The sequence below is a fragment of the Arthrobacter glycogeni genome, from assembly GCF_054510815.1.
Map to the genome: position 1 here is coordinate 1 of NZ_JBTNDV010000009.1, position 25,907 is coordinate 25,907.

Genomic DNA, 25,907 nt, shown 5'->3' on the forward strand with positions numbered 1-25,907 from the left:
GCGATGACCTGATCAGGGGTATGTCTACGTGCCATAAAAGTGAATTTCCTCCTGCACCCATTATCGGATGCGAAACTCACATAAACACTGGACTCCTACCCGGGGACCCAATCACGTGGCTCCCAGTAGTGAGATCGTACGAGATTCTTAAGGCGCTCGGCCACCAGCCCGCCATCACCGCAGAGAAAACACGGGCGCGCGTGGCTGTGAGACTGAAATCAGTTCGCATGCTGGAGACTGGCTGTGAGGGAAGCCCAGGAAGGAGACAGAACATGAGATTCCAGCCATACCGTTCATCATCAACCGGGTGCGAGGTGCGCGCTGTCCTCTTCGACACGTTCGGGACGGTGGTGGACTGGCGCGCCGGTGTTGCCCGCCAGGCGGAGGCCTTCGCCGCAGCACGTGGGCAGGACGTCGACGCGGAGGCGTTCGCCGATGACTGGCGCGCCCTCTACCAGCCAGCGATGGAGGCCATCCGTTCCGGATCCCGTGAGTTCGCCACGCTGGACACACTTCACCGCGAAAACCTGGACCAGGTGCTCCGCCGCCACGGCTTCGATCCGGATCGGCTGGATCCAGGGCCCCTGGAACAGCTGAACAAATCATGGCACCGCCTGCCCCCATGGCCGGATAGTGTGGAGGGTCTCGCCGTCATCCGCCGCAGTTACATAGTGGGCCCCCTCTCCAACGGCAACACCTCGCTGCTGCTGGCCATGGCCAGGAATGCGGGCTTGCCGTGGGACGTGATCATCGGCTCGGACATGACGCGCAGGTACAAGCCGTTGCCCCAGGCTTATCTTCGGACCGCGGAGTTCCTGGACCTCCGGCCCGGCGAGGTGATGCTCGCGGCCGCCCACAACAAGGACCTCCATGCAGCCCGTGAGGCGGGGCTGGCGACGGCGTTCATCGCCCGCCCTACCGAATACGGCCTGGGTCAGGTGGCGGACCTGGCCCCGGAGAGTGACTGGGACTTCTCGGCGTCAAGTATCCCCGAACTGGCAGGCAGGCTCATAGCCTAAAGCCGCGTATTAGTTTACACACCCGGTGGAGCGAACCGTACCTGGTTTGATGCCGCTTCCTTTTTGTGAAGGATAGCGATTATGCCCAAGCGATACCCCCAGGATCAGCGTCAGCGTGCCGTGCGGATGGTCCTGGACCACCTCATTGAATACGACTCCGTTTTTGCCGCCTGTTCCGCCATCGGACCGAAGCTGAATATAGGCAGGGAGTCACAGCGCCGGTGGGTTCTTCAGGCCCAGATCGACGCTGACGAACGACCAGGGGTAACCAGTGCCGAACAGACCCGGATCAGGAATCTGGAGAGCGAGATCCGGGAACCGCGGGAGGCAAACGAGATCCTGAAGAAGGCCTCGATTTTCTTCGCGAGGGAGCTCGACCCTCGCCGCCGTAGATAGCCGGATTCGTCGACGAACTACGTGCCGACGGCCACGGGGTCGAGCCGGCCTGCGAGGTCCTGCGCGAGCCGGGCGTGCAGGTTGCCCCGCGGACTTACCGGTCTTGGAAATCCAAAGCACCCGCTGCCCGGACGGTCTCGGACGCTGCTGTCGTCAATGCGCTAAAAGGTACTGCGGAGAAATCGGAGTCCTTGTACGGGCGGCGGAAAATGACAGCCTGGCTGCGCAGAGAAGGCCATGTCGTGGCCAGATGTACCGTGGACAGGCTGATGCGTGATGAAGCCATGAACGGCTCGTTCGCGGCCGGAAACCTAAAGCCGGCGCTACAACGCAGGATTCCCAGCGGGCCCCGGACCTGCTGAAGAGGAACTTCACCGCTGCCCGGCCCAACGCCGCGTGGGTCACTGACTTCACCTACGTCAGAACGTGGGCCGGCTTTGCGTATGTGGCCTTCGCGATTGATGTGTTCTCCCGGGCGATCGTGGGCTGGCACACTGCCATGATCAAGGACACGGACATGGTGCTAACCACCTTGAAAATGGCGCTCTGGCGCCGGGACCAAGCCGGAACGCCAGTCCCTGAGGGCCTGGTCCATCACAGCGACGCCGGGTCCCAATACACCTCGATCCGTTTCGGGGAGGCACTGCTGTTCGAAGGCCTGGCAGCTTCCGTCGCGACCGTCGGCGATGCGTACGACTGTCAGTTTGTTTCTGTCGGGTCGAGACTGATCCGGTAACCCGGCCGGCGCGGTCTGACTCTTGCTTACGATCGGCCCGATAGGTGCCTTTGCGTTGATCTGTCGACCGTCCGGATGGGCTTGCAGTAAGGGCTGTCGTCTGTCGGATGTGACCTGATAGGAGCCTGGAGCAGACTTTGCGAGCGTCCCCGTGACAGTCCTGTCCACCCGCTGGCGACAGCGTGATTCCACGCCAACGGGCAGAAGGACAGGACACGATGACGGATCTCAACTCGACGCGATCGGGCCACATTGTGGTCGGCGTCGACACGCACAAACACATCCACGTAGCCGCCGTGATGGACACGATCGGTGGCATCCTCGCGACGTTGACGATCCCGACCGACACCGGCGGGTTCTGGCAGCTACTGGCTTGGGCGGAAGAGTTCGGCCGGATCCTCTGGCTTGGGCGGAAGAGTTCGGCCGGATCCTCGCGTTCGGGATCGAGGGCACCGGCTCCTACGGAGCCACGCTGACCTGGTTCCTGCGCCGACACGACATCAAGGTCGTCGAAGCCGGCCGCCTTGACCGGCGGCTGCGGCGCGCGAATGGCAAGTCCGACACCCTTGATGCGAAAAAACGCCGCCACGAGCGGGCTTGCAGGATTCGCGACCGCAATCCCGAAGACCGCAGACGGCGCCGTCGAGATGATCCGACAGCTGAAAGTCTTGCATGATTCCGCGGTCGTCAACCGTTCCTCAACAATAATCATGATCAAAGCGATGCTGGTCCACGGCTCGGACGAGCTGCGCCGCGAGACGAACAAAATCTCACCTCCCAGGCTCGCCCGGCACCTCGCAGGGTCACGGCCGCGGAACCTGAACACTCCCGACGACGCGCTGCGCCACTCGGTCCGCACCCTGGCGCGACGCTGGCTCGCCCTCGACGCCGAAGCCAAAGAACTCGAGGGCCTGATCGACGCCCTCGTACGTCGCACTGCCCCGCAGCTCCTCGAGCAATTCGGGATCGGAGTCGACACCGCTGCCGAGATTCTCATCGTCGCCGGAGACAACCCTGAACGGATCCGCTCCGAAGCCGCCTTCGCTAAACTCGCCGGAATTGCCCCCGTCCCCACGGGTTCAGGGATGACCAGCGGAAAGCATCGCATCAAACCACGGCGGGCATCGCCAGCTCAACGCCGCAATCTATCGAACGGTCATCGTCAGAATGAGATTCCACGAACGGACCATCGCCTATGTCGCCCGCCGGAGTTCGAGCAAAACTATTATGCTCAAATAGACGCCTCGTCAGACGACCAGGCCACCAGCAAGAAGGCGGCCTAAAACCCGGTACGGTTCATACACCGTTTATGGGATAGTCCCTCTACGAAACGTTGATCTAGGGTGCTTCTGCTGCGGGTCCTTACCCACGCGGCGTGTGGCTGAGGTTTCCGCTTTTACTTTCTAGGTGTTGATCCGCGAGTCCGTTTCCGTCGTTAGTACTTGAGCGTCAGTTGGTGAGGTTTCGGTGTTCGTCCGGTAGCGGTAGGTGGTGCTTTCGTCCTGGACCACGAATGTTTCGACGTCGCTTCTGGCCCAGTGAAGGACTAGAAGCCCGTAGCGTTCGGCGAGTTTAGCCAGTGTCGCGAAGGTGGTGACGTCGATGACGGGCCGTCCTTGAGGGGCGGGCATCGGATGTACTCGGACCAGGAGCGCGGAGTAGCGGCGGCGGATGGCTGCACCTTCATCAGCTGGTGTGTTCCGGCGGACCAGCAACGTCAGAGTGGTGCCTGCAACAAATGCCAGCAGGAGTAAGGCTGCCGAGAGGATCCGACCGTTTGCTGCGGTGAGGTTCCAACTCTCGGGTCCTACGGTCCGCGGAACGGAGAGCGTTTGGCTTATCGGGGCGTCGTTGATGACGGTGAGGGCATCCGCTGCGCCGGGAACGCTGAGCGCCAGAGGCGCTAGTTCGAGTGTGAGCGCCGGTTCGAAGTCCGGCCCCGCTGCGGTCTGTACCCGAGGAGTGAGGGTAATTAGTATCGGGCTTTCCGGAAGGCCCGTGACAGCCGACGCTGCCTGGGCTTTGTCCTCGAACGTTTCTAGATCCAGCTCTACGGTGCCTTCATACTGAGAGCCCAAGAACGAGGTTGAAGCCGCGAGAGGAATAGTCGTGCGCCATCCGCCAGGGGTCGACAATTCAGCGGACACGGTAACGCTGCCCGGTTCGCCTTGGTAGGCGAAGTGCACATCAACGGTATCGGCGAGGGAACGGAAAACTGGATCCGGGGACTCAGCCAGAGTCCCGTCATAGGCTGGGCTGTCACCGACCTCCGCGGTATAGGAAAATTCCATCCGGGCACCGCTGACCGGTTCAGCAGCATCCTGATTAAGCGGTCCTGTCCACGCCCAAACGACGAGTGCCGAGGCAATGATTGCGAGGATGAGAGTCATCGCGGCTCCCACCCGTAGCAGTGGCGATAACGCCCCCACTGCCGCGCTGAAGCCGGTTCCAGTAACAGTGTGGCGGGACATCTCCGCCCTCCTTTGTCTACTTTGTCTGCGTCTGCGTCGGGTTATAGTTGTCCCGCCGCCGACCATCAGCGCGAAAGTCATCAGGGCCAGCATCGGCGGGCTGGCCAACCGATCCAGCCACACCCCACCCTGCGGGACATGCAGGAGCTCCCGGCCGACGAGGTCTTTGGCGGAAGGCTTCACGGTATCGACCGACTGACTGTTATCGCCTTGAAATACGAAAGCGTCTTCGTCGCCGCCGATAATACGGTGCAGCACAACCTCGTTGCTGCCGGGCAGCCGGTAGGCGGCTATTTGACCTACGGAATACGAGGGTGCACGGACAGTGACCACTAGGTCCCCGTCGTAATAGACCGGGTTCATGCTGACACCGTCTGTGGTGACTACCGCAGTCTGGCCAGCGAGAATCGCGGCCCCGATAACCGTCAAAAACACGGTCGCGGCGGCAAGGAAACACACCGCCAGACGACGGAACAGCCGGTTCAGCATACAGTGGCTTTCATACTGATGTGGAGACCTTTGGGATGGGCCCGCGAGCGAGAGGTGCGGGCCCATCCCAAAGGTTGTGGGACTAGCTAGGGACGGTGACAGCGGCGCTGGTCACACCGGACTGGCTCAAACCGGTCCCTGGGCTGCAGGTGGAAACGAACGTAGTAGCACTGATGGGTGTGCAGGTGAAGGCCGTCGCCGTGCCGCCGGTGAGTGCAATGGTGGGGGTTTTCCCACCCGTTGCGTCGGCGAACGTCAGGGTCACTGAATTAACAGCCGTTTTAGTGCCATCGGTGTACCCGTAGACCAGGCTGCTCAAAGTAGCGCCTGTAACGGACTGACTGACAGTACCTCCAACGAACTGGGTCGAACCAGCGGTGTTACTCAGACCGGTCCCGGTAAGCGCGGAACCGCCAGCGAAAGCCAAGCCAGCAACGGCAAGAGCAGCGACGAGTTTGGTGGATTTCATCATAGTTTTTCTTCTCTCAGTTTCAGTAGCCCGGCGAACCCCCAGCGGGTTCCGTGGCTTTGCGTCCCCGGTTCACACCGGGTTTGCCGTTTTAGTGAGGATGCATCACAACGGAGAAGAAGAGACTGGAAGCGGATCCCCTAAACCGGCGCTGTGCGGGTGTGCGACTGCGTCAAATCGGATGAAACAAGTCCGATCGAATCCGAGACACTTTCTGAAGTTACAGGGGAATAAATCCAGAGACACCATACTTTGTCAATCCTGCGCAAACCCTCGACAAAACTGCTGAATTCTTCGACCAACCGGTTCGATTTTCTCGCGGGCCGAGGATTGGAAGGACGGCGGCTGCACTGGATTGCTGGCAGCGGGTAAATGTCCGTTCCAGCGTTTAGCGTAGTGGTGCCGTGGATTGCTGTACGGCTCCGTTCCCACCGTAAATACCGTTTATGAAAGCCGACAAGGTTGACTGAAGTCCCGTGGGAACGTCGGGACAGCACAGGAAGCGCCCCGCGGGCCCATGCATGCTCAACTGCGTCAATAACACCCCGTTAGGTCACCCGGTCCCGGAGACGGTGCGCGTTGGTTGCGGCGGAGCGGCGGTCCTCAAGAGATGGCGGTTGAATCTGGTTAGTTTTGCGCAGCCAGGGTTTTGTTTTGCCACGGCGGGATGACGAGAAGAAACATAATTGCCCCAATTATTACGGCTGCCGCGAAGATGGTACTCACGTGTGTCGGGACTGGTGTGCCGTTGTACATGGTGACGCCGACCGCAATCAATGCGACCGCGAGAACAACCAATGCCACTGCGTTCTGCCGCCGCAGGCCGGTGATCAGCAAAAGGGATGGAACGATGTACCAGATCATGCTTGCCGTGCCCATCGAATTTATCTGGCTGATGATGTCTGCGGTCCCCGGTATGGCAGCAACCAAGAACCGATAAAACATTGAAGCGCAGTGCAGGACCAGTCCCATGAGGCCCACTGCGGCCAGGACCAAGTCCAGCGCAGTCAATCGTGTTGCGGTCCTGCTCAACGGAAGGCCTGGAAGCAATAACCGCGAGAGCAGCATCAGGAGGAGAACCAGGGCGAGGGCCACCATAAATCCAGTAGACATATCCTCACACTACAAGGCCTCTTACGCCCGGTGCAGACGCAGTATTGTGCGGGTTGTTATGTGTCCTGGATTACAGAACCTAACACCTTCAACCGCCTACCGTTAGCGGGAAAAGATCCCTCGCCCACGAAAAGGTAATCCCATGACCACCTCACACCGTGCCTCCCGAACAGATCAGACGTCGCACCCCCGCGCCGCTGCTTCCGTGTCCACCAGGGTGATGGCAGGTGTCATCGGGGGTTTGGCTGGCGGCGCCGTCTTCGGGGTGCTCATGGCGGTCATGGGCATGCTGCCGATGATCGCCTCTCTGGTTGGATCCGATTCGGCGGTGATCGGGCTGGGTGTGCACCTGGTAATTTCGGTGTTGATCGGTCTGGGCCTGGCAGTGCCGTTCGGGAACCGCGTCCTGACCTCTCACGCCCGCGGCGCCGTCGCCGGACTTCTCTACGGCGCCCTATGGTGGATCCTTGGCCCGCTGCTGATCATGCCAGCTATGATGGGCATGCCGATCTTCATGATCAACGAACCCGCCCTGATGTCCCTGATAGGGCATATTCTGTACGGGATTACTTTAGGACTTGCCGCCACCGCGGTTCTCCAGCGACGCCTTTGAGCATTACCGTGGGCCCGACGACGGTCGGGGACGCATGCACCAACGCGATCATCGCGGCGACCGTTAGCGGCCATACAGCGTGGGCGCCCCACGAACGGGAGGCCGAACCTTTGACGGACATGCCAGGTGAGCCCTTCAGTTGCCTCAACGCCGTGGAACTCTTCACGGACCTCACGGCCGAGGACATGGCGGCCATCGACAGGGCCTCCCCGCCTCGGACCTTCTCAAGCGGGGAACTGGTCTTTAGCCAAAGCCAACCTGTCACCGCGTTGTTTATCCTCAAAGCCGGAAGAATCCGCGTCTTCAGGGTCACGGAGGGCGGCAAAGCCCTCACCATCGCGATTCTTGAACCGGGCGCCGTCTTCGGTGAAATGCTGTTGATCGGTCAAAGAATGTACGACAATTACGCCGAAGCCATCGAAACGTCAGTGATTTGCCAGCTCAGCGTGGTCCAAGTCGAGGAACATTTACTCTCCAACCCCAAGGTCGCCATCAAGATCTCACGCCTGCTCGGCGAACAGGTCGCCCGGCTCGAAGAACGACTCACCGACATGGCGTTACGACCGCTAGCTGCCCGCGCGGCCTCGACCCTGCTCAAAATAGCTGAATCCGCGCCCAAACCCCGATTCAACAGCTCCCCGTCCGTGCGGCTCACCCACGAACAACTCGCCGGACTCCTCGGAGTTACCCGGGAAGCAACCAGCAAAACCATGTCCGACCTCGCAACCCACCACCTCATCCGCCAAGGACGCGGCAGGATCATCATCGAAGACCTCCCCGGCCTAAGACAGCTCGCACGAAAAACCACATGAGCCCCAGCAGTAACTGGCTGAACCAGGTTCAAATACCGCACTCGCGGCACAACCCCTAATTGGCTGGCGCTTGTCGAGGAAGCCCATTCAACCTCAGCTGCTGAGATAGTCCTGAACGCGGCGAGTAGGAAAGTCATCGAAGGCAGAAACCATCAGTGGTCACCTCGGCTGACGAATACTTCCATACCAAGCGCCAATAACACCCTGATACGTCAACCAGAACCGACATTGTCCTCTGGCCCGAGCCCAGCTGGCCAGTCGCCCAAAGTTACATCAGTAGCTGCCGACCAATTGAGGCCCGTGCAGCGTTGGGCGGCTCCATCCAACGAGTCTGCTGCGGGTTGGGTGTTACCCGGCGAGACAGGCTTCCGTAACAGAAGCAGTGCCGCCATATCGGAAGCAAGGCCTTTCCGTGAATCACAGTTTGTGTGTCTCAGAAAGCTGCCAATTTACGAGACGACTCATAGCTGAGGTTTTATCCGGATCGAGATTGCTAGGAGAGGCGTGGTTTCGATGCTCGTTCCCATCTCGACCGGGAACTGCTCCGACGGCTCACCCACAGGTGGACGGCTTTGAGCTCTGTCCTTCGGGGCTCCACCCGCCCACAGGTGGATGGCCCACCAGATCGTTCCAAAGCGCGTTGAAGTCCGGATCCGTGTCGGATTCGCGCGCAGCTTCTTGCAGTAGCAGCCGCCCTGTCGACTCCAGATGACGCCGCATGGCTGCACCCGCCGCGGAGGGGTCCCCCTGGTGGATGGCGTCGAGGATCGGCCGGTGTTCCCGGTACACGTCCTCCAGTGAGCGGGACCTCCGAATGGTGGAGATACCGACCAGGCGGGTGGCATCGCGCAGATTCTCGATGATCCGGGTGACATGCGCGTTGCCCGCGAGGTCCAGCAGCAGCGCATGGAACCGCTGGTCATGCAGGAGGAAGGCGGCTTCGTCTCCGACCGTGAAGGACACCCGCATCGCCTCGAGCTCCGCGTCCAAGGCCCCCCGGTCGGACTCCTGCGCCCGAATGGCCGCACGTTCTGCGGCTGGAACCTCCAGTGCGAGGCGGACGGCGGTGATCTCGGTCAGCTCCCGCGCGCCAGGAAGGACCACACGGAAGCCCCGGTTACGCTCGAACGCCACCATTCCTGTTTCCGCCAACCGGAGCAGGGCATCCCGGACCGGGCTGCGGGAGACACCCAGCTCATCAGCCAACCGGTATACCGAGTACAGCTCGCCGGGTACCAGCCTGCCGTTCCGAATGCCCTCACGCACCGCGTCAATGGTGCGGTCGGCGAGGGTAGGCGGACGCATCCGGCGATCGCCGGTATCGCTGGATGATTGTGACATGACTCCAAGATTAGTCCGCGAGGGCGCTGGACATCTGGAGTAACATGTTACTCATGGCAACGTCACTCACAGCCCCCACCTCCCTTGTATCCGAACTTCAGTCCCGTGGTGTCGCGGATGCTCGGGCGGATGCAACTTCTCGAGCGGCCTATTCCAGCGACGCGTCCCTGTACCGGGTGCAGCCGGCGGCGGTGGTTTTTCCGCGGCACCTGGACGAAGTCCTCACCACGCTCGAGGTCTGCCGTGAACGTGGTGTCCCTTTCACGCCGCGCGGTGCCGGTACCTCGATCGCCGGCAATGCGATCGGGCCCGGTGTTGTTCTCGACTTCAGCCGCCATCTGAATAAAATCATGGAGTTTGACGTCGAGGCCCGCACCGCCGTCGTCGAACCCGGCGCGGTCCACGCCACCTTGCAGAAGGTGGCGTTGGCCAATGGCCTGCGGTTTGGTCCCGATCCCTCCACCCACAGCCGGTGCACAGTGGGCGGGATGATCGGCAATAACGCCTGCGGCTCCCGCGCGCTTGCCTATGGGCGCACCGCCGATAACGTGACCCACCTCGACGTCGTCACCGGCTCGGGCACACGGCTTCACTTGGACGCGGACGGCACGCCGTCCACCCCGGAAACCGACGCACTGCGCTTATTGGTGAAGTCAGAATTGGGTACCATCCGCACAGAGCTGGGCCGGTTCGGCCGGCAGGTCTCGGGCTATTCATTGGAGCATCTGCTGCCTGAGCGTGGGTTCGACCTGCGCCGGATGCTGGTAGGCAGCGAAGGCACATTGGCCGTCGTACTTGAGGCGGGTGTACGGCTAGTGGCCGACGCGCCTTACAAGACGCTGGTGGTGCTCGGTTTCGAGAACATTGGGGCCGCCGGCGACGCCGTACCCGCCGTGCTGCCCTTCAAACCCACTGCGTGCGAAGGGTTAGATTCACGCATCGTCGAAGTGGTCCGCACCCGCAAGGGCCCCCAGTCCGTGCCTGAACTCCCTGGCGGCGCCGCCTGGCTGTTCGTCGAGATCTCCGGAGATGATGCCCTGGAAGTTGCCGACCGGGCGGCACGGGTCAGTCGCATCGAAGCTGCCCGGCACTGCCGGATCGTCGGGGATTCCCGTCAGGCGGCCGCACTGTGGCGGATCCGCGAGGACGGCGGAGGGCTTGCAGGCCGATCTCCCGCCGGGGCGCCGGCGCATGCCGGCTGGGAGGACGCGGCAGTTCCGCCGGAAATGCTGGGCGACTATCTCCGCGATTTCGATGACCTCCTGCTCACTCACAGCCTGACCGGGTTCCCGTTCGGACATTTCGGGGACGGTTGTGTGCATGTCCGCCTCGATTTCCCGTTCCACCGCGAGGATGGCACCGCAGCTTTCCGTGCGTTCCTTACCGATGCCGCCGCCCTGGTGGCGCGCTACGGCGGGTCGCTCTCGGGCGAGCACGGCGATGGCCGGGCACGCAGCGAGCTCCTGCCGTTCATGTATTCTCCAGCGGCTATCTCACTGTTCGGGAAGGTCAAGGGCATCCTTGATCCGGGCAACATCCTCAATCCGGGAGTGCTGGTGGATCCGGAGCCGCTGGACGCGAACGTCCGGGCTGCAGAGGCGGGTCCGCTGCGTTCGGGACTAGGTTTCGGATACCTGCACGACGCCGGCGACTTCAGCCAGGCGGTTCACCGCTGTACCGGTGTGGGCCAGTGCCGCGCAGCTCACAACGACAACCAGACAGTGATGTGTCCGTCCTACATCGCGACGCGTGAGGAGAAGGACTCCACCCGGGGCCGGGCCAGGGTGTTGCAGGAAATGATTAACGGCAGCGTCACCGGCGGCGCCGTCGATGGTGTGAAGAACAGTGCCCCGAACTGGCGGGCGCCCGAGGTGCACGATGCCTTGGACCTCTGTCTGTCCTGCAAGGGCTGCGCGTCGGATTGCCCCACCGGCATTGACATGGCAGCTTATAAGGCCGAGGTGCTGCACCAAAGCTATAAGGGCCGGATTCGGCCGGCGTCTCATTACTCGCTGGGTTGGTTGCCCCGCTGGGCAGGTTTCGCAGCGTACGCACCGCGGCTGGTGAATGCCTTGGTGCGGCTGCCCGGGGCACGCCAGTTAGGTCTCAGGTTTGCCGGCGTGGATCAGCGCCGGAACATTCCCGCGTTCGCGCCGCAGACGTTCCACGGCTGGTTCAAAGCGCGCCAGGCCACTGCGGCGTCCGTGGCCCGCCCGCCGGTGCTGCTGTGGGCTGATTCGTTCACCAACAATTTCTCGCCCGAGGTAGGAAAAGCCGCAGTGCGGGTGCTGGAGGCCGCCGGGTACGAGGTACGGATTCCAGATGTGCCCGTGTGCTGCGGCCTGACGTGGATCTCTACCGGCCAGCTCGACGCTGCCCGGAAAATCCTGCGCACAAGTATCGACGTGTTAGGTAAATCCGTTGAGGAGGGCATTCCGATCGTGGGGCTTGAGCCGTCCTGTACCGGTGTCCTGCGCTCGGATGCTCTCGAGCTGCTGGGTCGTGCGACAGCGGGTCAAGTCGCCGGTGCCACCCACACGCTGGCGGAATTTCTCGCCAAGGCGCCCGGCTACACACCGCCGTCACTTGAGGGGACCACCGTCGTCGCGCAGCCACACTGCCACCACCACGCGGTAATGGGCTGGAGCCCCGACGCCGCGCTGCTTGAGGGAGCTGGCGCCACCTTGCAGAAGCTCGGAGGGTGCTGCGGCCTCGCCGGAAATTTCGGGGTGGAGCGCGGCCACTACGACATTTCGGTGGCGGTGGCCGAGCAGCAGCTCCTGCCGGCGGTGCGAGCAGCCGGCGATGACACCATCGTGCTGGCCGATGGCTATTCCTGCCGCACCCAGCTGGAGGACCTCAGTGACCGCCGCGGCATCCACCTCGCCCAGTTGCTGGACCCCGCGGAACCCAACCATAGAGACTAACAGCTGCGGCTCGTCGCTATTCGTTTCTGCGGTGCGCGCCGAAACGGCAGAGGGAGGGGCCTACCACTGGTAGGCCCCTCCCTCGCGTCCGGGTGGAGCTAAGCCGAAACGCTCCGGATCGGCGACGCGCTTGCCGCGAATGCACAATCAAAGAACTCCTGCAGACGGTCGCAGAGGATCAGGAATTCCGGGTGGTCGCCGTACATGAAGTCGTTATGGCGTCCATCGATCGTGTACAGCGTCTTGGGCGATGACGCCGCTTCGTAGAGGGACATTGCCTCGTCGTAGGGGTGCAGCGTGTTGCGGGACCCATGTCCGATGAACAGGGGCGACGGCGCTAGGTCCTGAACCGACTTCTCCACCTTCAGGTCAATGATGGACTCGGTGAACTGCACCCGCGTGGGGTGCCCAAAGCCGTACACCTGGGAGAGTTCCTTCCCTACATAATCCTCAGTGGCGGGGTCCAGGGGATAGTGGGCGAACGTGTCGGCCATCTTTGATTCGCCCTCAAGGACCCGCTGTGTGCGGTCCTCCTGAACTTGGTCAACGATGCGGGTCCACTCGTCGTACGTGTGGATCGACTTCAGCCACCTCTCGCCGTCGTAAAAGCCGTTCAGCGCGGCCACTCCGGCAACGTTGCGGGCCTTGCCGCCGGCGAGGACCACGTTCGCTGCTCCCATTCCCCAGCCGATCAGCCCAATCCGGTGATCGTCCACATCATCCTGGGACTGCATGAACGTGATGGCATTGCGGACATCCTCAACCTGCTGCTCAATGAGGACTGTGCCCTTCGCGCCCTCGCTGTCCGCCATCCCGCGGTAGTCGAAGCCCAGGCAGATGTAGCCGCGTTTGGTCATGTTCTTGGCGAACATCTTCGGGTAGAACTCGTTGAAGCCCTGGTACCCGGAGTTGACGATCAATGCCGGATGCGGGCCAGTTGCCGGCAGGTCGTCCGGGTAGTACAGGGTGGCCTTCAGGCGGCTTCCCTCACTGTAGAACGTGGTTTCCTTCTCAATCACTGTGTTTCCTTCTGTTTTTCGTGTGAAGCTTGGTGGGGATGGGGGTGGAACCTGATCAGCCGATCAGGCCCTCGCTCTCGAGCCATTCGTCGGCGACGTCGCGCGGCTCTTCGCCGTCGTTGTCGATCTTGCCGTTGAGCTCGGTGATGGTCTCGTTGGTCAGCGCTTCATTGATGGGCGCCATAACCTCGGCGATGGCGGGGTATTCGTCGAGGGTTTCCTGGCGGAGGGTCATCGCGCCCTGGTACTCGACGAAGAACGCCTGGTCATCTTCGAGGACTGTCAGTTCGTTGGAAACGATGCGAGCGTCCGTGGAGAACACTTCGCCGAAGCTGCATTCTTCTCCGATCTGGGTGTAGATCAGGTTCAGGTCCAGTTCAACAATGCTGCTGAATTCGAAACCGTAGGCGGACTCCAGGCCGGGCAGTCCGTCGTCGCGGTTGATGAACTCACTGGCGGCGCAAACCACGCCGTCATCCGCGTTCGCCTGAATGTAGGCGGCCGCGTCGGTCATGGTGGTCAGGCTGTTTTCCTCGGCGAAGGCTGTGGGAACGGCAATGCGGTAAGTGTTTTCGAACGGTGCTGGCTCCAGCCAGGCAATATCGTTGGCGGCATCGCCTTCGACGACGGCGGCGTACAGGTCCTCGGGAACGTTCTCCGTGGTGTTGCCGAGGATGTTGACCCAACCGGTACCGGTGTAATCCCAGTACATGTCGACCTCCCCGCTTTCCAGTGCTTCTCGGACCGTGGCGCTGCCGGAGATTCCCGTCTTATCCTCGACCTTTGCACCGGCGTCTTCCAGGGCGGCCGCGGTGATCTGGGCCAGCAGGATGGATTCGGTGAATTCTTTGGAGCCGACGGAAAGTTCGGCACCGGCGAGCTCGCCTTCAGCGGCCGCACCACCACCGGCATCCCCGCCACCACAGGCGGTCAGCATGAGGACAAGGCCGGCGCCAATGGCCGTGAGGGTTTTCGCCTGAGCGGATGTTGTGTTCATGGTTCCTCTTCTAGTGGTTGTGATGGTCTTACAGCCCTTTGGGGCGCAGGAAGTCTTCGGCGATACCGGCCAGGTAATCGATGAGCAGGGCCAGGACGGCGGTGAGGGCGGCCCCGACAAGTTGAATCAGGACCCGGTTGGTGGACAGCCCGGCCACGATGATGTCGCCCAGGCCGCCTGCGTTGATGTAGGTGGTGAGGGTGGCCGTGCCGACGTTAATGACTAGTGCGGTCCGCACCCCGGCCAGGATGATTGGTACGGACAGCGGGAGTTCCAGCCGCCGCAGCACCCCGAACTTCGAGATACCCATTCCCCGGCCGGCTTCCAGCACGGATTCGTCTACTTGTTCCAAGCCCACCATGGTGTTCAGCAGCACCGGGATGATGGCGTACATCACTAGGCCCACTACCGCTGCCTGGAAACCTAGGAATAGGAACGCGACGGCCAGCAGTACCAGCACCGCGATCGTCGGGACTGCCTGACCTAGCGTGAGGATGGTCAGCACATAGGGCCGGATCCGGCGGGTGAAGGGGCGGGTGAGCAGGACACCCAACGGCACAGCAACGATGAGGGTGAGCAGTGTCGACACAGCGGTCAACTGGATGTGTTCCCAAGTTGCGTTGCCCAGCGACGCTGCATTGAGCGAGCGGGCCTCAATGCTGTCCAACTCCTGCGTACTGACATACAGGTACAGGCCAAGGCACACCAGCGCAAGAATTACCGGCATGACCACATACCCCGCAAGAGAGCGGCGGCGGCCCCGCGAAGGGGTCCGGACGACGACGTCTTGGTCGCGTGCGTGGGTGGTCATGGCCGGTCACCGGCTCCCGCCGGCGTGCGTGCTGCGAGATCGGCGGCATTCTGGGCGGCCGAAGTGCTGCGCATGGTGCGGATTGCCTCGTTGATCCGGTGGATATCCACTACGCCCAGGTAGGCGCCGTCGGAATCGACCACCAGGGTGACACTGTTTCGAGCGGCTACCAGTTCGTTGAGCGCGTCGTTCAAGGTCGCAGTGGGTTGAACCATGCCTTCAGCGGGTGCGCCGATCCCATCAAGGGATGCACCGGAGGCTGATTGCAGATCCGCGGCGTCCGCCCAACGGAGGGGGCGGCCAGCACCGTCGAGAACTAGCACCGATTCCTGCTGAGCGCTGGCCAGCAAAGCCATCGCCTGGGCAGCGTCGGCACCCACCGGAACGGTAGGCCAGGAGGACAACCCAATGTCGGCAACCCGGCTGAGGTTCAGCCGTTTCAGCGACGCCCCCTTGCCGATGAAGTCGGCGACGAACTGATTGGCAGGCGCGGTGAGGATCCGTTCAGGGGTGTCGTACTGGGCGATCCGCGACGCTTCCTGCAAGATCACGATGCGGTCCCCCATCTTGATGGCTTCATCAATGTCGTGGGTGACGAAGACGATGGTCTTGCGGACCTCCGACTGCAGGCGCAGGAACTCGTTCTGCAGTCGGTCGCGGGTGATGGGGTCGATCGCGCCGAACGGTTCGTCCATCAGCATCACATCGGGATCCGCGCCGAGTGCCCTTGCCACACCCACCCGCTGGCGCTGCCCGCCGGATAACTGCTTGGGGTACCGGTCGCGGTACTCGGCAGGTGACATGTTGACCATCTCAAGCAACTCATCCACCCGGGCAGCGACCCGCTTACTGTCCCAGCCAAGCAGCTTGGGCACGGTGGCAATGTTCTCGCCGATCGTCATGTGCGGAAACAGGCCCACCTGCTGGATCACGTAACCGATCCGGCGCCGGAGGGTGTCCGGATCCGCGGTGGTAACATCTTCGCCGTCGAGAATGATACGGCCGGAGGTCGGTTCGATGATCCGGTTGATCGTTTTCATGGTGGTGGTCTTACCGCAGCCGGACGGGCCGACCAGCACCACGATTTCGCCCTCGTAGATATCGAGGGTGAGGTTGTCGACAGCGTTCTGCGTCTGGCCGGGGAACCGCTTGGTGAGGTTCTCCAACCGGATCATGACCTTGCGGGGCGGCTGGGTGGTGGTGGGTAAACTGATCATCGGATTCCTTGGGAGGTTGTGAGCCTGCGGATGACGTAGAACAAGACATCGGACAGTACGGCGAGAACAATGATGCCGAGGGTGCCGGCAAGGACGAGGTTGACGGCCACCGGCGTGCCCACGCGGGCCAGGCCCGTGAAAATCATCTCGCCGTAGCCGGGGCCGAGAACGATCGAGCCGATGGCCGCGATGCCGAGCAGCACCAGAGAAGTCACGCGGACACCCGTGATGATCACCGGCCATGCCAGGGGCAGTTCGATCCGCAGCAACTGCTGCCTGCGGTTCATGCCCATGCCGCTGGCGGATTCGACAATCGCCGGATCCACTTCCCGGAGCCCGGTGATCGTGTTGCGGATGATCGGCAGTAGCCCATACATGGTCAGCGCAACCACCACCGGCATGGCCCCGAGGCCGAGCGGGCCGATCAGTAGGATGAAGAGCGCGAAGGAAGGGACGGTCAGGAATGCGCCGGCGACGGCGAGCACCGCCTCGCGCGGCCGTGGACGCCGGTAGGTGGCGATGCCCACTCCCACACCAATGACGGTGGCCAGCAGCACCGAGACGCCGACGACGGCGGCGTGCCCCAGACCGAGTTCGAGCATGTCATCGCTGCGGTTGACGAGGAATTCGAAGAAATTCATTCAGTTCACCCCTCCAGTGGCTCCGGGGGTCATGGAGGGATGGCCGACAGCCGGTCCGATGCCGCCGCTGCCGACGGCGCATGCGTGCTGGCGGGTCAAGTTGATGGATAGGCGAAGGGTCATGAAAGCACGAGCTTCCTGGGATTGTCGGAGGCGCTGGCCTGCAGCCAGCTGTGGTCGAGGCCCTGAGAAGCCAGCCGGTCAATGAGTTCCCTCAGGGCCTGCGGGGGCTGGGGGCTGTTCGGCTGACCGGCGTCGGAGGAGAGAATCAGGCGATTACCGGCGGCGCGGGCCACCTCGGCCAGCAGCGCTTCGGTCATCTCCGGCTGATGCCAGAGCTGGTAAGCGGTGATTTCGACGTAAGCGCCGCGTTCGGCCAGCCCGGCGATTTCCGCTACGCTCATCGCCGGAACGGTATAGGACGGGTGCGTGAGCAGGAACCGGGTGATTCCCCGCTTCCCGGCCTCGTCGAAGAGCCACCAACATTCGGCAGCGCTGAGATGTCCCGTGCACAGGACGGCGTCGAACTCGGCAATCAGATCCAGAACCAGATAGATGTTCCTCAGCTGCTCGTCGTCGGTAGCCAGCACCGGAGGCGTGGAAAGAGTGGAGCGGTTCAGCCGAGGTTGAAGGTCACTTAACCTGGGCAGCCCAGCACTTTCCTGGGTATGCGCATCAGCGGTAGGAAACCAGATGACACGACCTCCGCTGTGGAGGGTCGCAGCAACAGCTGCCGGATTGATGCCACCGGCCGGCCGGTTAAGTACGATGCCGCCGACGACGTCGAGCCCCGACGTGCGTGCCAGCGTCTTCGCCCGTCCGACGGTCGATTCCTGGTGCCCCTTGAGCACGAACCCGCTGAAACCATCGGCGGCGTACTGGGCGCAGATCTGGTCGTCATAGCCGATGCGATCGATGACGTCCGGCGCGGCATGGACGTGAACATCAAACATCAGCCGATAACCTTCCGCCTGCCACCGCTCGGGGCGGGGTCAATCCACTCTGATTTCTTCCCAAGTTCATGCGGACGACTCTAAGAGCGAAGTGTGAGCTAAGCAACACCGTGATGCAAAATATGCAACCGCAAGTTGCAACCTGTCCCACAGCACACTTCCAATGGTCCGTCTCGGGCCCCGGAACCGGAGTTGCGATTTATGCACCGGCAATTGCGGCTACAGCATCCAGCATGAATAGTGGTGCACACGATTACCGGAGTAAGGTTCACTCCGCGAACCAGGTGGGTTATCCCGCCCAAGAAGGGGATTTTGCCAGTGAATATAGCTGCTGAGGATGGGACCATCAAGAGCGACAGGTTGAAGGTCAGGCTGCTGCAGACGGATCCCACGCTGGGCGACGTCGACGGTAACCTGCGGGAGATCGACTCGTTGATTGCAGCCACCACGGACAGCGATCTGGTAGTGCTCCCCGAACTGGCAACCCACGGTTACCACCTAAGTGAAGTACCTGACGCGATGCCGTTGCAGCCCACGGATCAGCGCCTGCTGGGCTTAGGCAGGCATGGGCCGGCAGCCGTGGTGGGCTTCGCCGAAGCCTTCCGCCACCACACCTTCAACAGCGCGGCCCTAGTGAGCGACGGTGAGGCCCGGATCCAGCGAAAGATGTTCCTGCCCACCTACCGCGGATGGGAAGAGCGCAAGCATTTCCGCCCCGGCGGACAGTTGCATTGCGAGGACCTACTGAACACCCGCCTGTCGGTGCTGATCTGTAACGATGCCTGGCAACCCGCCATTCCCTGGCTCGCCGCTCATGCGGGCGCCGAGGTTTTGGTGGTGCCCGTCAACAGCGCAACGAGCCACGTGGGCGTACCGACAGAGCGGGCCTGGGAGATTCTCCTGCTGCACGCTGCAGTGGTACTGCAGTCCTTCGTGGTCTTCGTCAACCGGTGCGGAGAGGAAAACCAGCGGGACTTCTGGGGCGGCTCGCGCGTCATCCACCCCTCCGGTGAAGTTCTCGGCCAGCTAGGATCCGACCCCGGCCAACTAGATGTCGAACTCGATCTGGGCGAACTGCGGCTACTGCGACGCCAGTGGCCACTCCTCCAGGAGTCCCGGGCCGACCTTATTGCCCGCGAAGCCGGCAGGCTCGCAGCGGACGACCTCTGAGAAGCATGCAGTCGTTGTAAGCTCAAATTAGGATTGCGGATTGCGCATCTACAGTTGCAAATATCACATCTGGATCCTAGAATTTGCGTCATGAGCACGGGGCAGAAGCAAAGTGGGGCAGCCAAGATTATGGCCGTGTTGGAGGTGCTCGGTACGGCGGATGCAGTGTCATACCCCCACGGAATGACCGTTTCCGAGGTCTCCCGAGCGTTGGGCCGCGACAAATCGATCGTGTCCCGGCAGTTGAAGAGCCTGCTCGAGTCAGGACTGGTATCGCGGGATCCCACCGGCTGTTTTGAACTGAGCTGGAGGTTGTACGCGCTAGCATCCCGCGCCGGCGACCAGCACCTAGCCAAAAAAGCCGGCCCAGTAATGCGCAAACTCACCGATCACGTCCGAGAACGCACCCACCTCACAGTCCTCAGCGACGGCGAAGTACTAACCGTGCGATCTGAAAGCTCACGCCGATCCATCGAAACCCAAGGCTGGGTGGGACGAACCATCCCGGTAGGCCGCAGCTCAAGCGGCATGGCACTGCTGATGGACCACGACGACGACCAGATCCTCGAGATCGCACAGACATCGGACGCCAACCCGTCACAAAGCCAGGCAACGGCCTTCCTCGAAGAAATAAAGCGGTCCCGACAACGGCAATACTCTGTGGCAAACCGGATCTTCGACCCCGAGATCATCGGCATTGGCACTCCGGTACGAGACTTCTCCGGCAGGATAATCGCCGCGCTAAACATCTCCGGCCCCGCACCGCGGATCGAAGACCACATACACCTCTTCGGCTCGCACCTAGTTGCTGCTGCCGGAAGCCTGCGCCAGCCGCTTCCGACAAACACCTCGATCTGATCGACGCCGATAACGCCCTGATAGTCATCCCAAAACATGAATCTGCCTGCTCGGATTCGCGGTAGAGGGGCCTACGTCGGGAGAATGAGGCTATGACACCCGCCGATGTTGTTCTTCCTGATGGTTACGCGTCAACGCTCGACGCGCTGAAGCGCCGCGTTAGTGATGCACGCATTCAGGCGCTGCGCACGGTCAATACCCAGCTCATCGAGCTGTATTGGAATATCGGAAATGAGATTCTCTCCCAGCAGGTGCGGCAAGGGTGGGGAACCGGTGTCATCAAGCAACTGTCTACGGATCTCCGTGCGGAGTTCCCACAGATGAAGGGCCTGTCGCCAAGCAATCTGCAGTACATGCGTGCCTTCGCGGCCGCCTGGCAGAACGCTGAACCAATTTCCCAGCAGACTGCTGGGAAATTGCCGTGGGGTCACATCATGGTCCTAATCGACAAGCTTGATGACGCAAAAGGCCGCAGTTGGTATGCCGCGGCAGCGGTGGAGTACGGCTGGTCGCGAAACGTGTTGATGAACATGATCATGAACAAATCCATGGAGCGCACCGGTGCTGCCCCGTCTAATTTTGGCCGGCACCTCTCCCCCAAGGATTCCGAACTCGCGCAACAGGTCGCTAAAGACCCCTACGCCTTCGAGTTCCTGGGCCTCACCGGCGAGGTCGCCGAACGAGACCTGGAACGGGCGCTGACGGAGCGGATCGTCGAGACCTTGCGGGAACTTGGGCCTGGTTTCGCTTTCGTTGGCCGGCAGGTGCACTTCGACGTCGGCGGCGACGACTTTTACATCGACCTACTATTTTTCCACGTCGCACAGTTGCGGTACTTCGTCATCGAGCTCAAGACCGGCAAGTTCCAGCCTGAGTACGCCGGGAAGCTAAACTTCTACGTCGCACTGGTCGATGACAAACTCAAACTCCCCGCCCACCGGGAAACGGTCGGCATCCTCATCTGCGGCAGCAAAAACGAGCACACCGTCCGCTACGCCCTGGGACGGGCGGATTCACCCATGGCCGTCTCCACCTACACCTACGAAACCCTCCCAGCAGCCGAAAAAGAAGCCCTCCCCGCCGCTGAGGAACTCTCCGCAGCCTTCGACCAGCTCGAGTCACCCACCGATCCTGCCGACTAACGACGCGAGCCAAGCACCCCAGAGGCAAGACAGCGCATTTCCTAGAATCCTGGAGTGTGGTTCGATAAACTCATGGCTCAGGTCACCCCACCCACAGCAGTCACTGAAGACCTGAACCGTCTAAGGGCGGCGTTGGACGCCACGGTGCCAGCCAAGGATGCTACGAACCTGCTGATTGCGACTTGGAACCTGCGGGCTTTCGGGGATCTGAGCGAAAAGTGGAACTCCGGTCCGACGGATTCCCCCAAACGAGACTTCCATGCCATGGCCTGCGTCGCCGGTATAGCGTCCCGCTTCGACGTCCTCGCCCTGCAGGAAGTGCGCAGGAACACCACCGCCCTGCAGTACTTGGTGGGTTTGCTCGGTTCTTCGTGGCGGTTCATCACGTCCGACGTCACCGAAGGCCCGGCGGGCAACGGTGAACGCCTCACCTATCTTTACGACACCACCCGGGTTCAACCTTCCGGCCTGGTCGGAGAGATCGTCCTTCCCCCAACAGCGGACGCACCGGCAGATCAATTCGTCCGTACCCCCTACGCCGCGGGTTTCACCCGCGGAACCGTGGGGTTTGTGCTCACCACCGTTCACGTGCTCTGGGGAAACAAAGCCACCGACCGGCTCCCGGAGATCACTGCGTTCGCCCAATGGATGCACGACTGGGCTAAACGCCCCGATGACTTCAACGAGAATCTGCTCGTCCTGGGAGATTTCAACCTCGACCGCCTCGGAGATCCCCTCTATGAAGCTTTTGTCTCCACCGGGTTATGGCCTCCATCGGAACTCAATGACGTACCGCGCACGATCTTCGACGACGACAACAGCAAAAACTTCTACGACCAGATCGCCTGGTTCTCCGAACCCGACGGTACGACTATGCTCCAAAGCCTCACCTACACCGGCAAGGCCGGCCACATCGGCTTCCTACCCCTTGTCCTCACCGGACTCACCAAGAACGAAGTGTCCTGGCGGATCTCCGACCACTACCCCCTCTGGACCGAATTCCGCCTCACCCGCCCTTAACGAAGCTTTCAGGACAGTTGGGGGCCGTGCCCGACACGAGTCGCCGGCACAGCATGGCAGGAACTTACACAAGACATCGCCGCACTGCTATCCAACCAGCCCTTCCGCACATTGTGTTGATACCAATATTCTGTGGACATGACCCTCCCAGCCGGACAAGAGGCGGAGGATCCCGACGACGACTGGGGTCCGTGCATTTCCGTGGCAGAGTGGAAGCTGATGTACCTGCGCGGGCTACCACCCGACCAAATAGCCCGCATCTGTCGAGTCCCGAAGAAACGGGTCCGCCGAGTCCTCCGAAGATTCGAAAAATCCCATCCCGAACTCGCCGGTAAACGCCTGATATTCATTGATCGCCCAGCTCCCCCGACAGCCGCACAGCTGCAGCGAGAGCCATCCCGGCCTTCCTGGGAAATCCGTCTCCACGAAGCGAGAAAGTTTCAGCGGCGGCACCGACGATTGCCGCGCATTCTCTCCACGGACCCGGTCGAACAGCGTCTCGCCGTGTGGGTCGCTGGCCAGCGCAAGCAGATCCGCAACGAGTCCATGAGCAACAGCCGACAAGAACTGATGCACGATGCACTCGGAGATTGGATAGGCACCCCTCGGCGACAAGCCGAAATCAGCCTGTGGGACCAACGCCTCACCGAAGTCGCAGACGTCCTTCGCAGGGAAGGTCGCCCTCCCCGATTCCGCAGAGGTGTCGATCAGCACGAGAACACTTTAGCCACCTGGCTGGTCACGCAGCGTGGACTCCAGCACCGCGGCACCCTGGACTCGAATCGGAGTGCCCGACTCGATGAACGGATCCCAGGTTGGGCTACCGGCTGGCGGTAGATGCACAAACGTAGGTACACAGCCTGTCTCACCGGACACGAATAACGAGACAAACAACGCGGCGTGTCGCTCCACATGGCCCACCATCACCCAACCATGTCCTCCAAACCATCGTTTGCGGACAACCGATTTTCATCGTGTTGTTGGGAAGGAATCTCAGTAACCCTAGGGTCTCCCGTATCGTTGAAACTACTTGTTTCGCCTATGGAAGAGATTCTTTGTGAAAAATCATCGCAGTGCCCCCGATCAGGAGGGTCGATCTTCGTACCCCCTCAATGTAAGAGGGGGTGAAGTTAGATGATTGAAGCAGTACTGACTCTGCTGGTAGGTATTCTGTTGACGCTGGCCATCATTGCCGTGTGTGGGTTCTTCGTTGCACAAGAATTTGCTTACATGTCGGTGGATCGCTCCAAGATGGCGGCACTGGCTGAAAAGGGCGACGCCCAAGCCAAACGTGTCCTGGCCATCACGAAGCGCACCTCGTTCATGCTCTCAGGAGCCCAGCTCGGCATTACCGTTACAGGGCTACTCATCGGCTACGTCGCAGAGCCGCTCATCGGGCAGTCCGTCGGAACACTCCTGGGCGGGGTCGGCATAGACCCCGCCATCTCGGTGGCCATCGGAACAGCCGGCGCCTTATTACTGGCCATGGTGGTGACCATGATCTTCGGCGAGCTGTACCCGAAGAACCTTGCCATCGCTAATCCTGAACCGTTGGCCAGGGCGCTGGCCATGCCCACCCGCATCTACTTGCTGGCGTTCGGCTGGCTCATCACCATCTTCGATGTGGCAGCGAACCTGTTGCTCAAATTGCTGCGTATCGAACCCTTGGAAGACGTCGACGAAAGCGCCACCGCGCGGGACCTTGAATCCATCATTAGGGACTCTCGGGTCAGCGGGGACCTCCCCGATGACCTGTCGATGATTATCGACAGGATCCTGGACTTCCCACAGCGCGACGTCGAGCACGCCATGATGTCCCGCTCTAAGGTCGATTCGATCTCCCCGGACACCACCATCGGCGAGGTACTGGCACTGATGTCCACCGGACACACCCGATACCCGGTCATCGGCGACGAAGACGACCCCGTAGGTGTCGTCGAACTCATCGACCTCCTGCGCGGAGCGCACAATCACAACGCACCAGTATCCACAGTGATGCGGGAAGCCGTTGTCCTGCCCACCACCATGCAGCTACCTTTGGCGCTTGAGCGGATGCGGCAGACACGGAACGAGTTGGCTTGCGTCGTTGACGAATACGGCAATTTCGATGGCATCCTCACCATCGAAGACCTCACCGAAGAAGTCATCGGTGAGATCTCCGACGAACACGACTTCGACATCAACGAAACTGTGAACGTCGGCGAAGCCCACTGGAGTCTGCCTGGAGACGTCCATCTCGACGAGGTGGAGCGCCTCATCGGCCATGACATGACCCACGACGACGCCGAAACCATTGCCGGACTCGTGATCAGCGAACACGGCGACCTGCCACCGGTGGGTTCCATCGTGCGAATCGACCTGCCCGAAAAACCGTCCGAAACAGTCCAGGATCTCCGGATGCAGCGCTGGCTCGACGTGGAAGTCACCGAAGTTGACCGCCACGTCCCCTCTCAACTCATCGTGCGACTCCACGAACTCGATCTGGATGCCGAAGAGACACCATCCAGTCACAGCGAGACCGACAACAGCGACGATGCGCCCGTTAACTCAAACCACAGCAGCAAGGAGGTGACCCGATGAGTTGGTGGATGGTCACAATCATCACGGTAATCCTCATTTTGGCGAGTGCTTTTTTCGTCATCGTCGAATTCGCGTTGCTCGCCGCCCGGCGATACCGGCTCGAAGAAGAAGCCGAACGCAGTGCTTCAGCACGCGCTGCCCTTCGCGGCCTGAACGAACTCACGGTCATGCTGGCCTTCGCCCAGCTGGGCATCACGGCCTGTACGTTCCTGCTCGGTGCAGTAACGAAACCGGCTATTGACTATGCGCTCTCTCCGGTGTTCGAACAGTGGGGCTTACCCACCGCCTTCGCCGGGGTTACCGCGTTCATGCTCGCCCTGATCGTCGTCACGTTCCTGCACCTGGTCATCGGTGAGATGGCGCCCAAATCGTGGGCAATCGCTCACCCCGAAACGGCTGCCAAAGCAACCGGCATCTCCGCTCGAGCAATGACCTGGCCGCTTCGACCATTTCTGCTGTGGATCAATCACCTCGCGAACCGGCTGGTCAAAGCCTCCGGAGTGGAACCCGTCGAGAAGGCAGCCGCCGGCGGTCAAGACGCCGACACGATCCGGAAGCTGGTCGCACACTCCCGCGACGCCGGCGTCCTCGACGCGGAATTCTCCGGACCAATCGATCGCGCAATATCCCTGGGCACGCTCACCGTCGGCGATATCGTCCGCACCGACCGCGTCCCCACATCGGTACCGGCAACCGCGACCGCCGCGGACATCCAGGCCGTCGCCGCATCCTCTGGGCACCTGCGCGTCCTCGTTGGTACTGGCGTGGACTCTCAAGTCGCACACGTCCGCGACACTCTCGCCGTCGACGGTGAAACCCCAGCCATGGACATCGCCCGGACGGCCCTCGCGCTAACCCCGGATGTGTCCGCGTACGACGCTCTCGCACAAATGCGGCGGGGCCACGTCCAGCTCGCCACGGTCGTGGACGCCGATAAACTCCTTGGCGTCGTCACCCTCGACGATCTGCTGCGAGAAGTGCTACCAGGGCCAGCGGATCCTCAAAAGCAGTCCATCCCGGTGGCATAACACTGGTTGAATTTCCCTACCAAACCAGGCTAATCCGATCTGTGAACGACTCAGAAACGAGCAGACCTGCTTGCAGCGGGACGGA

At 61.6% G+C, this 25,907-nt stretch carries 26 protein-coding genes, 1 riboswitch and 1 other annotated feature; of the genes, 15 read left to right on the plus strand and 11 right to left on the minus strand.

Translation table 11 applies throughout. The features are described 5' to 3' along the window. The first annotated feature begins 272 nt into the window (after positions 1 to 272). The 6 genes from ACX80G_RS10690 (at position 273) to ACX80G_RS10715 (ending at position 3,434) form a co-directional block, all read left to right on the plus strand. Complete coding sequence (locus ACX80G_RS10690) at positions 273 to 1,019, plus strand: haloacid dehalogenase type II (RefSeq protein WP_459307627.1); 747 nt, start codon at positions 273 to 275, stop codon at positions 1,017 to 1,019. 81 nt (positions 1,020 to 1,100) lie between these two features. Continuing rightward, positions 1,101 to 1,415, plus strand: a complete 315-nt coding sequence (locus ACX80G_RS10695; RefSeq protein WP_459307628.1) for a transposase — start codon at positions 1,101 to 1,103, stop codon at positions 1,413 to 1,415. Next, positions 1,370 to 1,504 (plus strand) — a sequence feature (AL1L pseudoknot). It overlaps the preceding gene by 46 nt. Further along, a complete protein-coding gene (locus ACX80G_RS10700; protein ID WP_459307629.1) occupies positions 1,490 to 1,777 on the plus strand; it encodes an IS3 family transposase in 288 nt (95 codons plus the stop codon). Its footprint overlaps the feature before it by 15 nt. After that, complete coding sequence (locus ACX80G_RS10705; protein WP_459307782.1) at positions 1,774 to 2,151, plus strand: DDE-type integrase/transposase/recombinase; 378 nt, start codon at positions 1,774 to 1,776, stop codon at positions 2,149 to 2,151. Before ACX80G_RS10700 ends, ACX80G_RS10705 begins: the two co-directional genes overlap by 4 nt. A gap of 218 nt (positions 2,152 to 2,369) precedes the next feature. Next, positions 2,370 to 2,627 (plus strand): IS110 family transposase, encoded by a 258-nt coding sequence (locus ACX80G_RS10710; protein ID WP_459307630.1) that lies wholly within the window; start codon positions 2,370 to 2,372, stop codon positions 2,625 to 2,627. 93 nt (positions 2,628 to 2,720) lie between these two features. Then, on the plus strand, positions 2,721 to 3,434 hold the full coding sequence (locus ACX80G_RS10715; protein WP_459307631.1) for a transposase: 714 nt from the start codon (positions 2,721 to 2,723) through the stop codon (positions 3,432 to 3,434). A gap of 120 nt (positions 3,435 to 3,554) precedes the next feature. Here the strand turns inward: ACX80G_RS10715 and ACX80G_RS10720 are convergent, their stop codons facing one another. The 3 genes from ACX80G_RS10720 to ACX80G_RS10730 all read right to left on the minus strand — a co-directional run bounded on the left by ACX80G_RS10720 (position 3,555) and on the right by ACX80G_RS10730 (position 6,693). Then, a complete protein-coding gene (locus tag ACX80G_RS10720) occupies positions 3,555 to 5,111 on the minus strand; it encodes a S24 family peptidase (RefSeq protein ID WP_459307632.1) in 1,557 nt (518 codons plus the stop codon). A gap of 82 nt (positions 5,112 to 5,193) precedes the next feature. After that, positions 5,194 to 5,583, minus strand: a complete 390-nt coding sequence (locus tag ACX80G_RS10725; RefSeq protein ID WP_459307633.1) for a hypothetical protein — start codon at positions 5,581 to 5,583, stop codon at positions 5,194 to 5,196. Between the two features lie 18 nt (positions 5,584 to 5,601). Continuing rightward, positions 5,602 to 5,678, minus strand: a riboswitch (cyclic di-GMP riboswitch). Positions 5,679 to 6,207: 529 nt separating this feature from the next. Then, on the minus strand, positions 6,208 to 6,693 hold the full coding sequence (locus ACX80G_RS10730; RefSeq protein ID WP_459307634.1) for a hypothetical protein: 486 nt from the start codon (positions 6,691 to 6,693) through the stop codon (positions 6,208 to 6,210). Between the two features lie 142 nt (positions 6,694 to 6,835). On the opposite strand from ACX80G_RS10730, the gene ACX80G_RS10735 reads away from it, so the two are divergent. Both ACX80G_RS10735 and ACX80G_RS10740 read left to right on the plus strand, forming a co-directional pair. Then, complete coding sequence (locus ACX80G_RS10735) at positions 6,836 to 7,306, plus strand: hypothetical protein (RefSeq protein ID WP_459307635.1); 471 nt, start codon at positions 6,836 to 6,838, stop codon at positions 7,304 to 7,306. A gap of 152 nt (positions 7,307 to 7,458) precedes the next feature. Then, positions 7,459 to 8,118, plus strand: coding sequence for a Crp/Fnr family transcriptional regulator (locus ACX80G_RS10740; protein ID WP_459307636.1), 660 nt, complete (start codon positions 7,459 to 7,461; stop codon positions 8,116 to 8,118). A gap of 552 nt (positions 8,119 to 8,670) precedes the next feature. Here the strand turns inward: ACX80G_RS10740 and ACX80G_RS10745 are convergent. Continuing rightward, positions 8,671 to 9,459: a GntR family transcriptional regulator gene (locus tag ACX80G_RS10745; RefSeq protein ID WP_459307637.1), complete on the minus strand. Its 789-nt coding sequence runs from the start codon at positions 9,457 to 9,459 to the stop codon at positions 8,671 to 8,673. Positions 9,460 to 9,512: 53 nt separating this feature from the next. Here ACX80G_RS10745 and ACX80G_RS10750 point away from each other — a divergent pair, with 53 nt between their 5' ends. Further along, positions 9,513 to 12,386, plus strand: a complete 2,874-nt coding sequence (locus ACX80G_RS10750; RefSeq protein ID WP_459307638.1) for an FAD-binding and (Fe-S)-binding domain-containing protein — start codon at positions 9,513 to 9,515, stop codon at positions 12,384 to 12,386. Positions 12,387 to 12,484: 98 nt separating this feature from the next. Here ACX80G_RS10750 and ACX80G_RS10755 read toward each other — a convergent pair whose 3' ends face one another. The 6 genes from ACX80G_RS10755 to ACX80G_RS10780 form a co-directional block, all read right to left on the minus strand. Next, positions 12,485 to 13,405, minus strand: a complete 921-nt coding sequence (locus ACX80G_RS10755) for an alpha/beta hydrolase (protein WP_459307639.1) — start codon at positions 13,403 to 13,405, stop codon at positions 12,485 to 12,487. Positions 13,406 to 13,460: 55 nt separating this feature from the next. Continuing rightward, positions 13,461 to 14,402 carry an ABC transporter substrate-binding protein gene (locus ACX80G_RS10760; protein ID WP_459307640.1) on the minus strand — a complete coding sequence of 314 codons (942 nt, stop codon included), beginning with the start codon at positions 14,400 to 14,402 and terminating at the stop codon, positions 13,461 to 13,463. A gap of 28 nt (positions 14,403 to 14,430) precedes the next feature. Continuing rightward, complete coding sequence (locus ACX80G_RS10765) at positions 14,431 to 15,213, minus strand: ABC transporter permease (RefSeq protein WP_459307641.1); 783 nt, start codon at positions 15,211 to 15,213, stop codon at positions 14,431 to 14,433. Next, positions 15,210 to 16,430: an ABC transporter ATP-binding protein gene (locus ACX80G_RS10770; RefSeq protein ID WP_459307642.1), complete on the minus strand. Its 1,221-nt coding sequence runs from the start codon at positions 16,428 to 16,430 to the stop codon at positions 15,210 to 15,212. Before ACX80G_RS10770 ends, ACX80G_RS10765 begins: the two co-directional genes overlap by 4 nt. Then, positions 16,427 to 17,071 (minus strand): ABC transporter permease, encoded by a 645-nt coding sequence (locus ACX80G_RS10775; RefSeq protein WP_459307643.1) that lies wholly within the window; start codon positions 17,069 to 17,071, stop codon positions 16,427 to 16,429. The genes ACX80G_RS10770 and ACX80G_RS10775 overlap by 4 nt, the downstream gene beginning before the upstream one ends. Positions 17,072 to 17,190: 119 nt before the next feature. Next, positions 17,191 to 18,024 (minus strand): DUF6282 family protein, encoded by an 834-nt coding sequence (locus tag ACX80G_RS10780; RefSeq protein WP_459307644.1) that lies wholly within the window; start codon positions 18,022 to 18,024, stop codon positions 17,191 to 17,193. A 318-nt stretch (positions 18,025 to 18,342) separates the two neighbouring features. On the opposite strand from ACX80G_RS10780, the gene ACX80G_RS10785 reads away from it, so the two are divergent. From ACX80G_RS10785 to ACX80G_RS10800, 4 genes are all read left to right on the plus strand, one after another. Next, positions 18,343 to 19,194: a carbon-nitrogen hydrolase family protein gene (locus ACX80G_RS10785; RefSeq protein WP_459307645.1), complete on the plus strand. Its 852-nt coding sequence runs from the start codon at positions 18,343 to 18,345 to the stop codon at positions 19,192 to 19,194. Between the two features lie 90 nt (positions 19,195 to 19,284). Continuing rightward, positions 19,285 to 20,052 (plus strand): IclR family transcriptional regulator, encoded by a 768-nt coding sequence (locus ACX80G_RS10790; RefSeq protein WP_459307646.1) that lies wholly within the window; start codon positions 19,285 to 19,287, stop codon positions 20,050 to 20,052. Positions 20,053 to 20,144: 92 nt separating this feature from the next. After that, positions 20,145 to 21,194, plus strand: coding sequence for a PDDEXK nuclease domain-containing protein (locus ACX80G_RS10795; protein WP_459307647.1), 1,050 nt, complete (start codon positions 20,145 to 20,147; stop codon positions 21,192 to 21,194). Between the two features lie 54 nt (positions 21,195 to 21,248). After that, complete coding sequence (locus ACX80G_RS10800; protein ID WP_459307648.1) at positions 21,249 to 22,214, plus strand: endonuclease/exonuclease/phosphatase family protein; 966 nt, start codon at positions 21,249 to 21,251, stop codon at positions 22,212 to 22,214. A gap of 234 nt (positions 22,215 to 22,448) precedes the next feature. Here ACX80G_RS10800 and ACX80G_RS17130 read toward each other — a convergent pair whose 3' ends face one another. Then, a complete protein-coding gene (locus ACX80G_RS17130) occupies positions 22,449 to 22,928 on the minus strand; it encodes a hypothetical protein (RefSeq protein ID WP_525929872.1) in 480 nt (159 codons plus the stop codon). A gap of 420 nt (positions 22,929 to 23,348) precedes the next feature. Between ACX80G_RS17130 and ACX80G_RS10810 the strand changes: the two genes are divergently transcribed. Together ACX80G_RS10810 and ACX80G_RS10815 are read left to right on the plus strand one after the other, a co-directional pair. Further along, positions 23,349 to 24,794, plus strand: coding sequence for a hemolysin family protein (locus ACX80G_RS10810; protein WP_459307649.1), 1,446 nt, complete (start codon positions 23,349 to 23,351; stop codon positions 24,792 to 24,794). 8 nt (positions 24,795 to 24,802) lie between these two features. After that, positions 24,803 to 25,822 (plus strand): CNNM domain-containing protein, encoded by a 1,020-nt coding sequence (locus tag ACX80G_RS10815; RefSeq protein WP_459307650.1) that lies wholly within the window; start codon positions 24,803 to 24,805, stop codon positions 25,820 to 25,822. The last annotated feature ends 85 nt before the right edge of the window (positions 25,823 to 25,907 follow it).

Excerpts from the sequence above, each read along its gene's own strand:
- ACX80G_RS10710 (WP_459307630.1), top strand. The coding sequence starts at position 2,370 with ATGACGGATCTCAACTCGACGCGATCGGGCCACATTGTGGTCGGCGTC.
- ACX80G_RS10750 (WP_459307638.1), top strand. The coding sequence starts at position 9,513 with ATGGCAACGTCACTCACAGCCCCCACCTCCCTTGTATCCGAACTTCAG.
- ACX80G_RS10810 (WP_459307649.1), top strand. The coding sequence starts at position 23,349 with ATGATTGAAGCAGTACTGACTCTGCTGGTAGGTATTCTGTTGACGCTG.
- ACX80G_RS10735 (WP_459307635.1), top strand. The coding sequence starts at position 6,836 with ATGACCACCTCACACCGTGCCTCCCGAACAGATCAGACGTCGCACCCC.
- ACX80G_RS10815 (WP_459307650.1), top strand. The coding sequence starts at position 24,803 with ATGGTCACAATCATCACGGTAATCCTCATTTTGGCGAGTGCTTTTTTC.
- ACX80G_RS10765 (WP_459307641.1), bottom strand. The coding sequence starts at position 15,213 with ATGACCACCCACGCACGCGACCAAGACGTCGTCGTCCGGACCCCTTCG.
- ACX80G_RS10775 (WP_459307643.1), bottom strand. The coding sequence starts at position 17,071 with ATGAATTTCTTCGAATTCCTCGTCAACCGCAGCGATGACATGCTCGAA.
- ACX80G_RS10780 (WP_459307644.1), bottom strand. The coding sequence starts at position 18,024 with ATGTTTGATGTTCACGTCCATGCCGCGCCGGACGTCATCGATCGCATC.
- ACX80G_RS10690 (WP_459307627.1), top strand. The coding sequence starts at position 273 with ATGAGATTCCAGCCATACCGTTCATCATCAACCGGGTGCGAGGTGCGC.
- ACX80G_RS10770 (WP_459307642.1), bottom strand. The coding sequence starts at position 16,430 with ATGATCAGTTTACCCACCACCACCCAGCCGCCCCGCAAGGTCATGATC.
- ACX80G_RS10730 (WP_459307634.1), bottom strand. The coding sequence starts at position 6,693 with ATGTCTACTGGATTTATGGTGGCCCTCGCCCTGGTTCTCCTCCTGATG.
- ACX80G_RS10720 (WP_459307632.1), bottom strand. The coding sequence starts at position 5,111 with ATGCTGAACCGGCTGTTCCGTCGTCTGGCGGTGTGTTTCCTTGCCGCC.
- ACX80G_RS10725 (WP_459307633.1), bottom strand. The coding sequence starts at position 5,583 with ATGATGAAATCCACCAAACTCGTCGCTGCTCTTGCCGTTGCTGGCTTG.
- ACX80G_RS10790 (WP_459307646.1), top strand. The coding sequence starts at position 19,285 with ATGAGCACGGGGCAGAAGCAAAGTGGGGCAGCCAAGATTATGGCCGTG.
- ACX80G_RS10795 (WP_459307647.1), top strand. The coding sequence starts at position 20,145 with ATGACACCCGCCGATGTTGTTCTTCCTGATGGTTACGCGTCAACGCTC.
- ACX80G_RS10745 (WP_459307637.1), bottom strand. The coding sequence starts at position 9,459 with ATGTCACAATCATCCAGCGATACCGGCGATCGCCGGATGCGTCCGCCT.
- ACX80G_RS10715 (WP_459307631.1), top strand. The coding sequence starts at position 2,721 with ATGCGAAAAAACGCCGCCACGAGCGGGCTTGCAGGATTCGCGACCGCA.
- ACX80G_RS10760 (WP_459307640.1), bottom strand. The coding sequence starts at position 14,402 with ATGAACACAACATCCGCTCAGGCGAAAACCCTCACGGCCATTGGCGCC.
- ACX80G_RS10695 (WP_459307628.1), top strand. The coding sequence starts at position 1,101 with ATGCCCAAGCGATACCCCCAGGATCAGCGTCAGCGTGCCGTGCGGATG.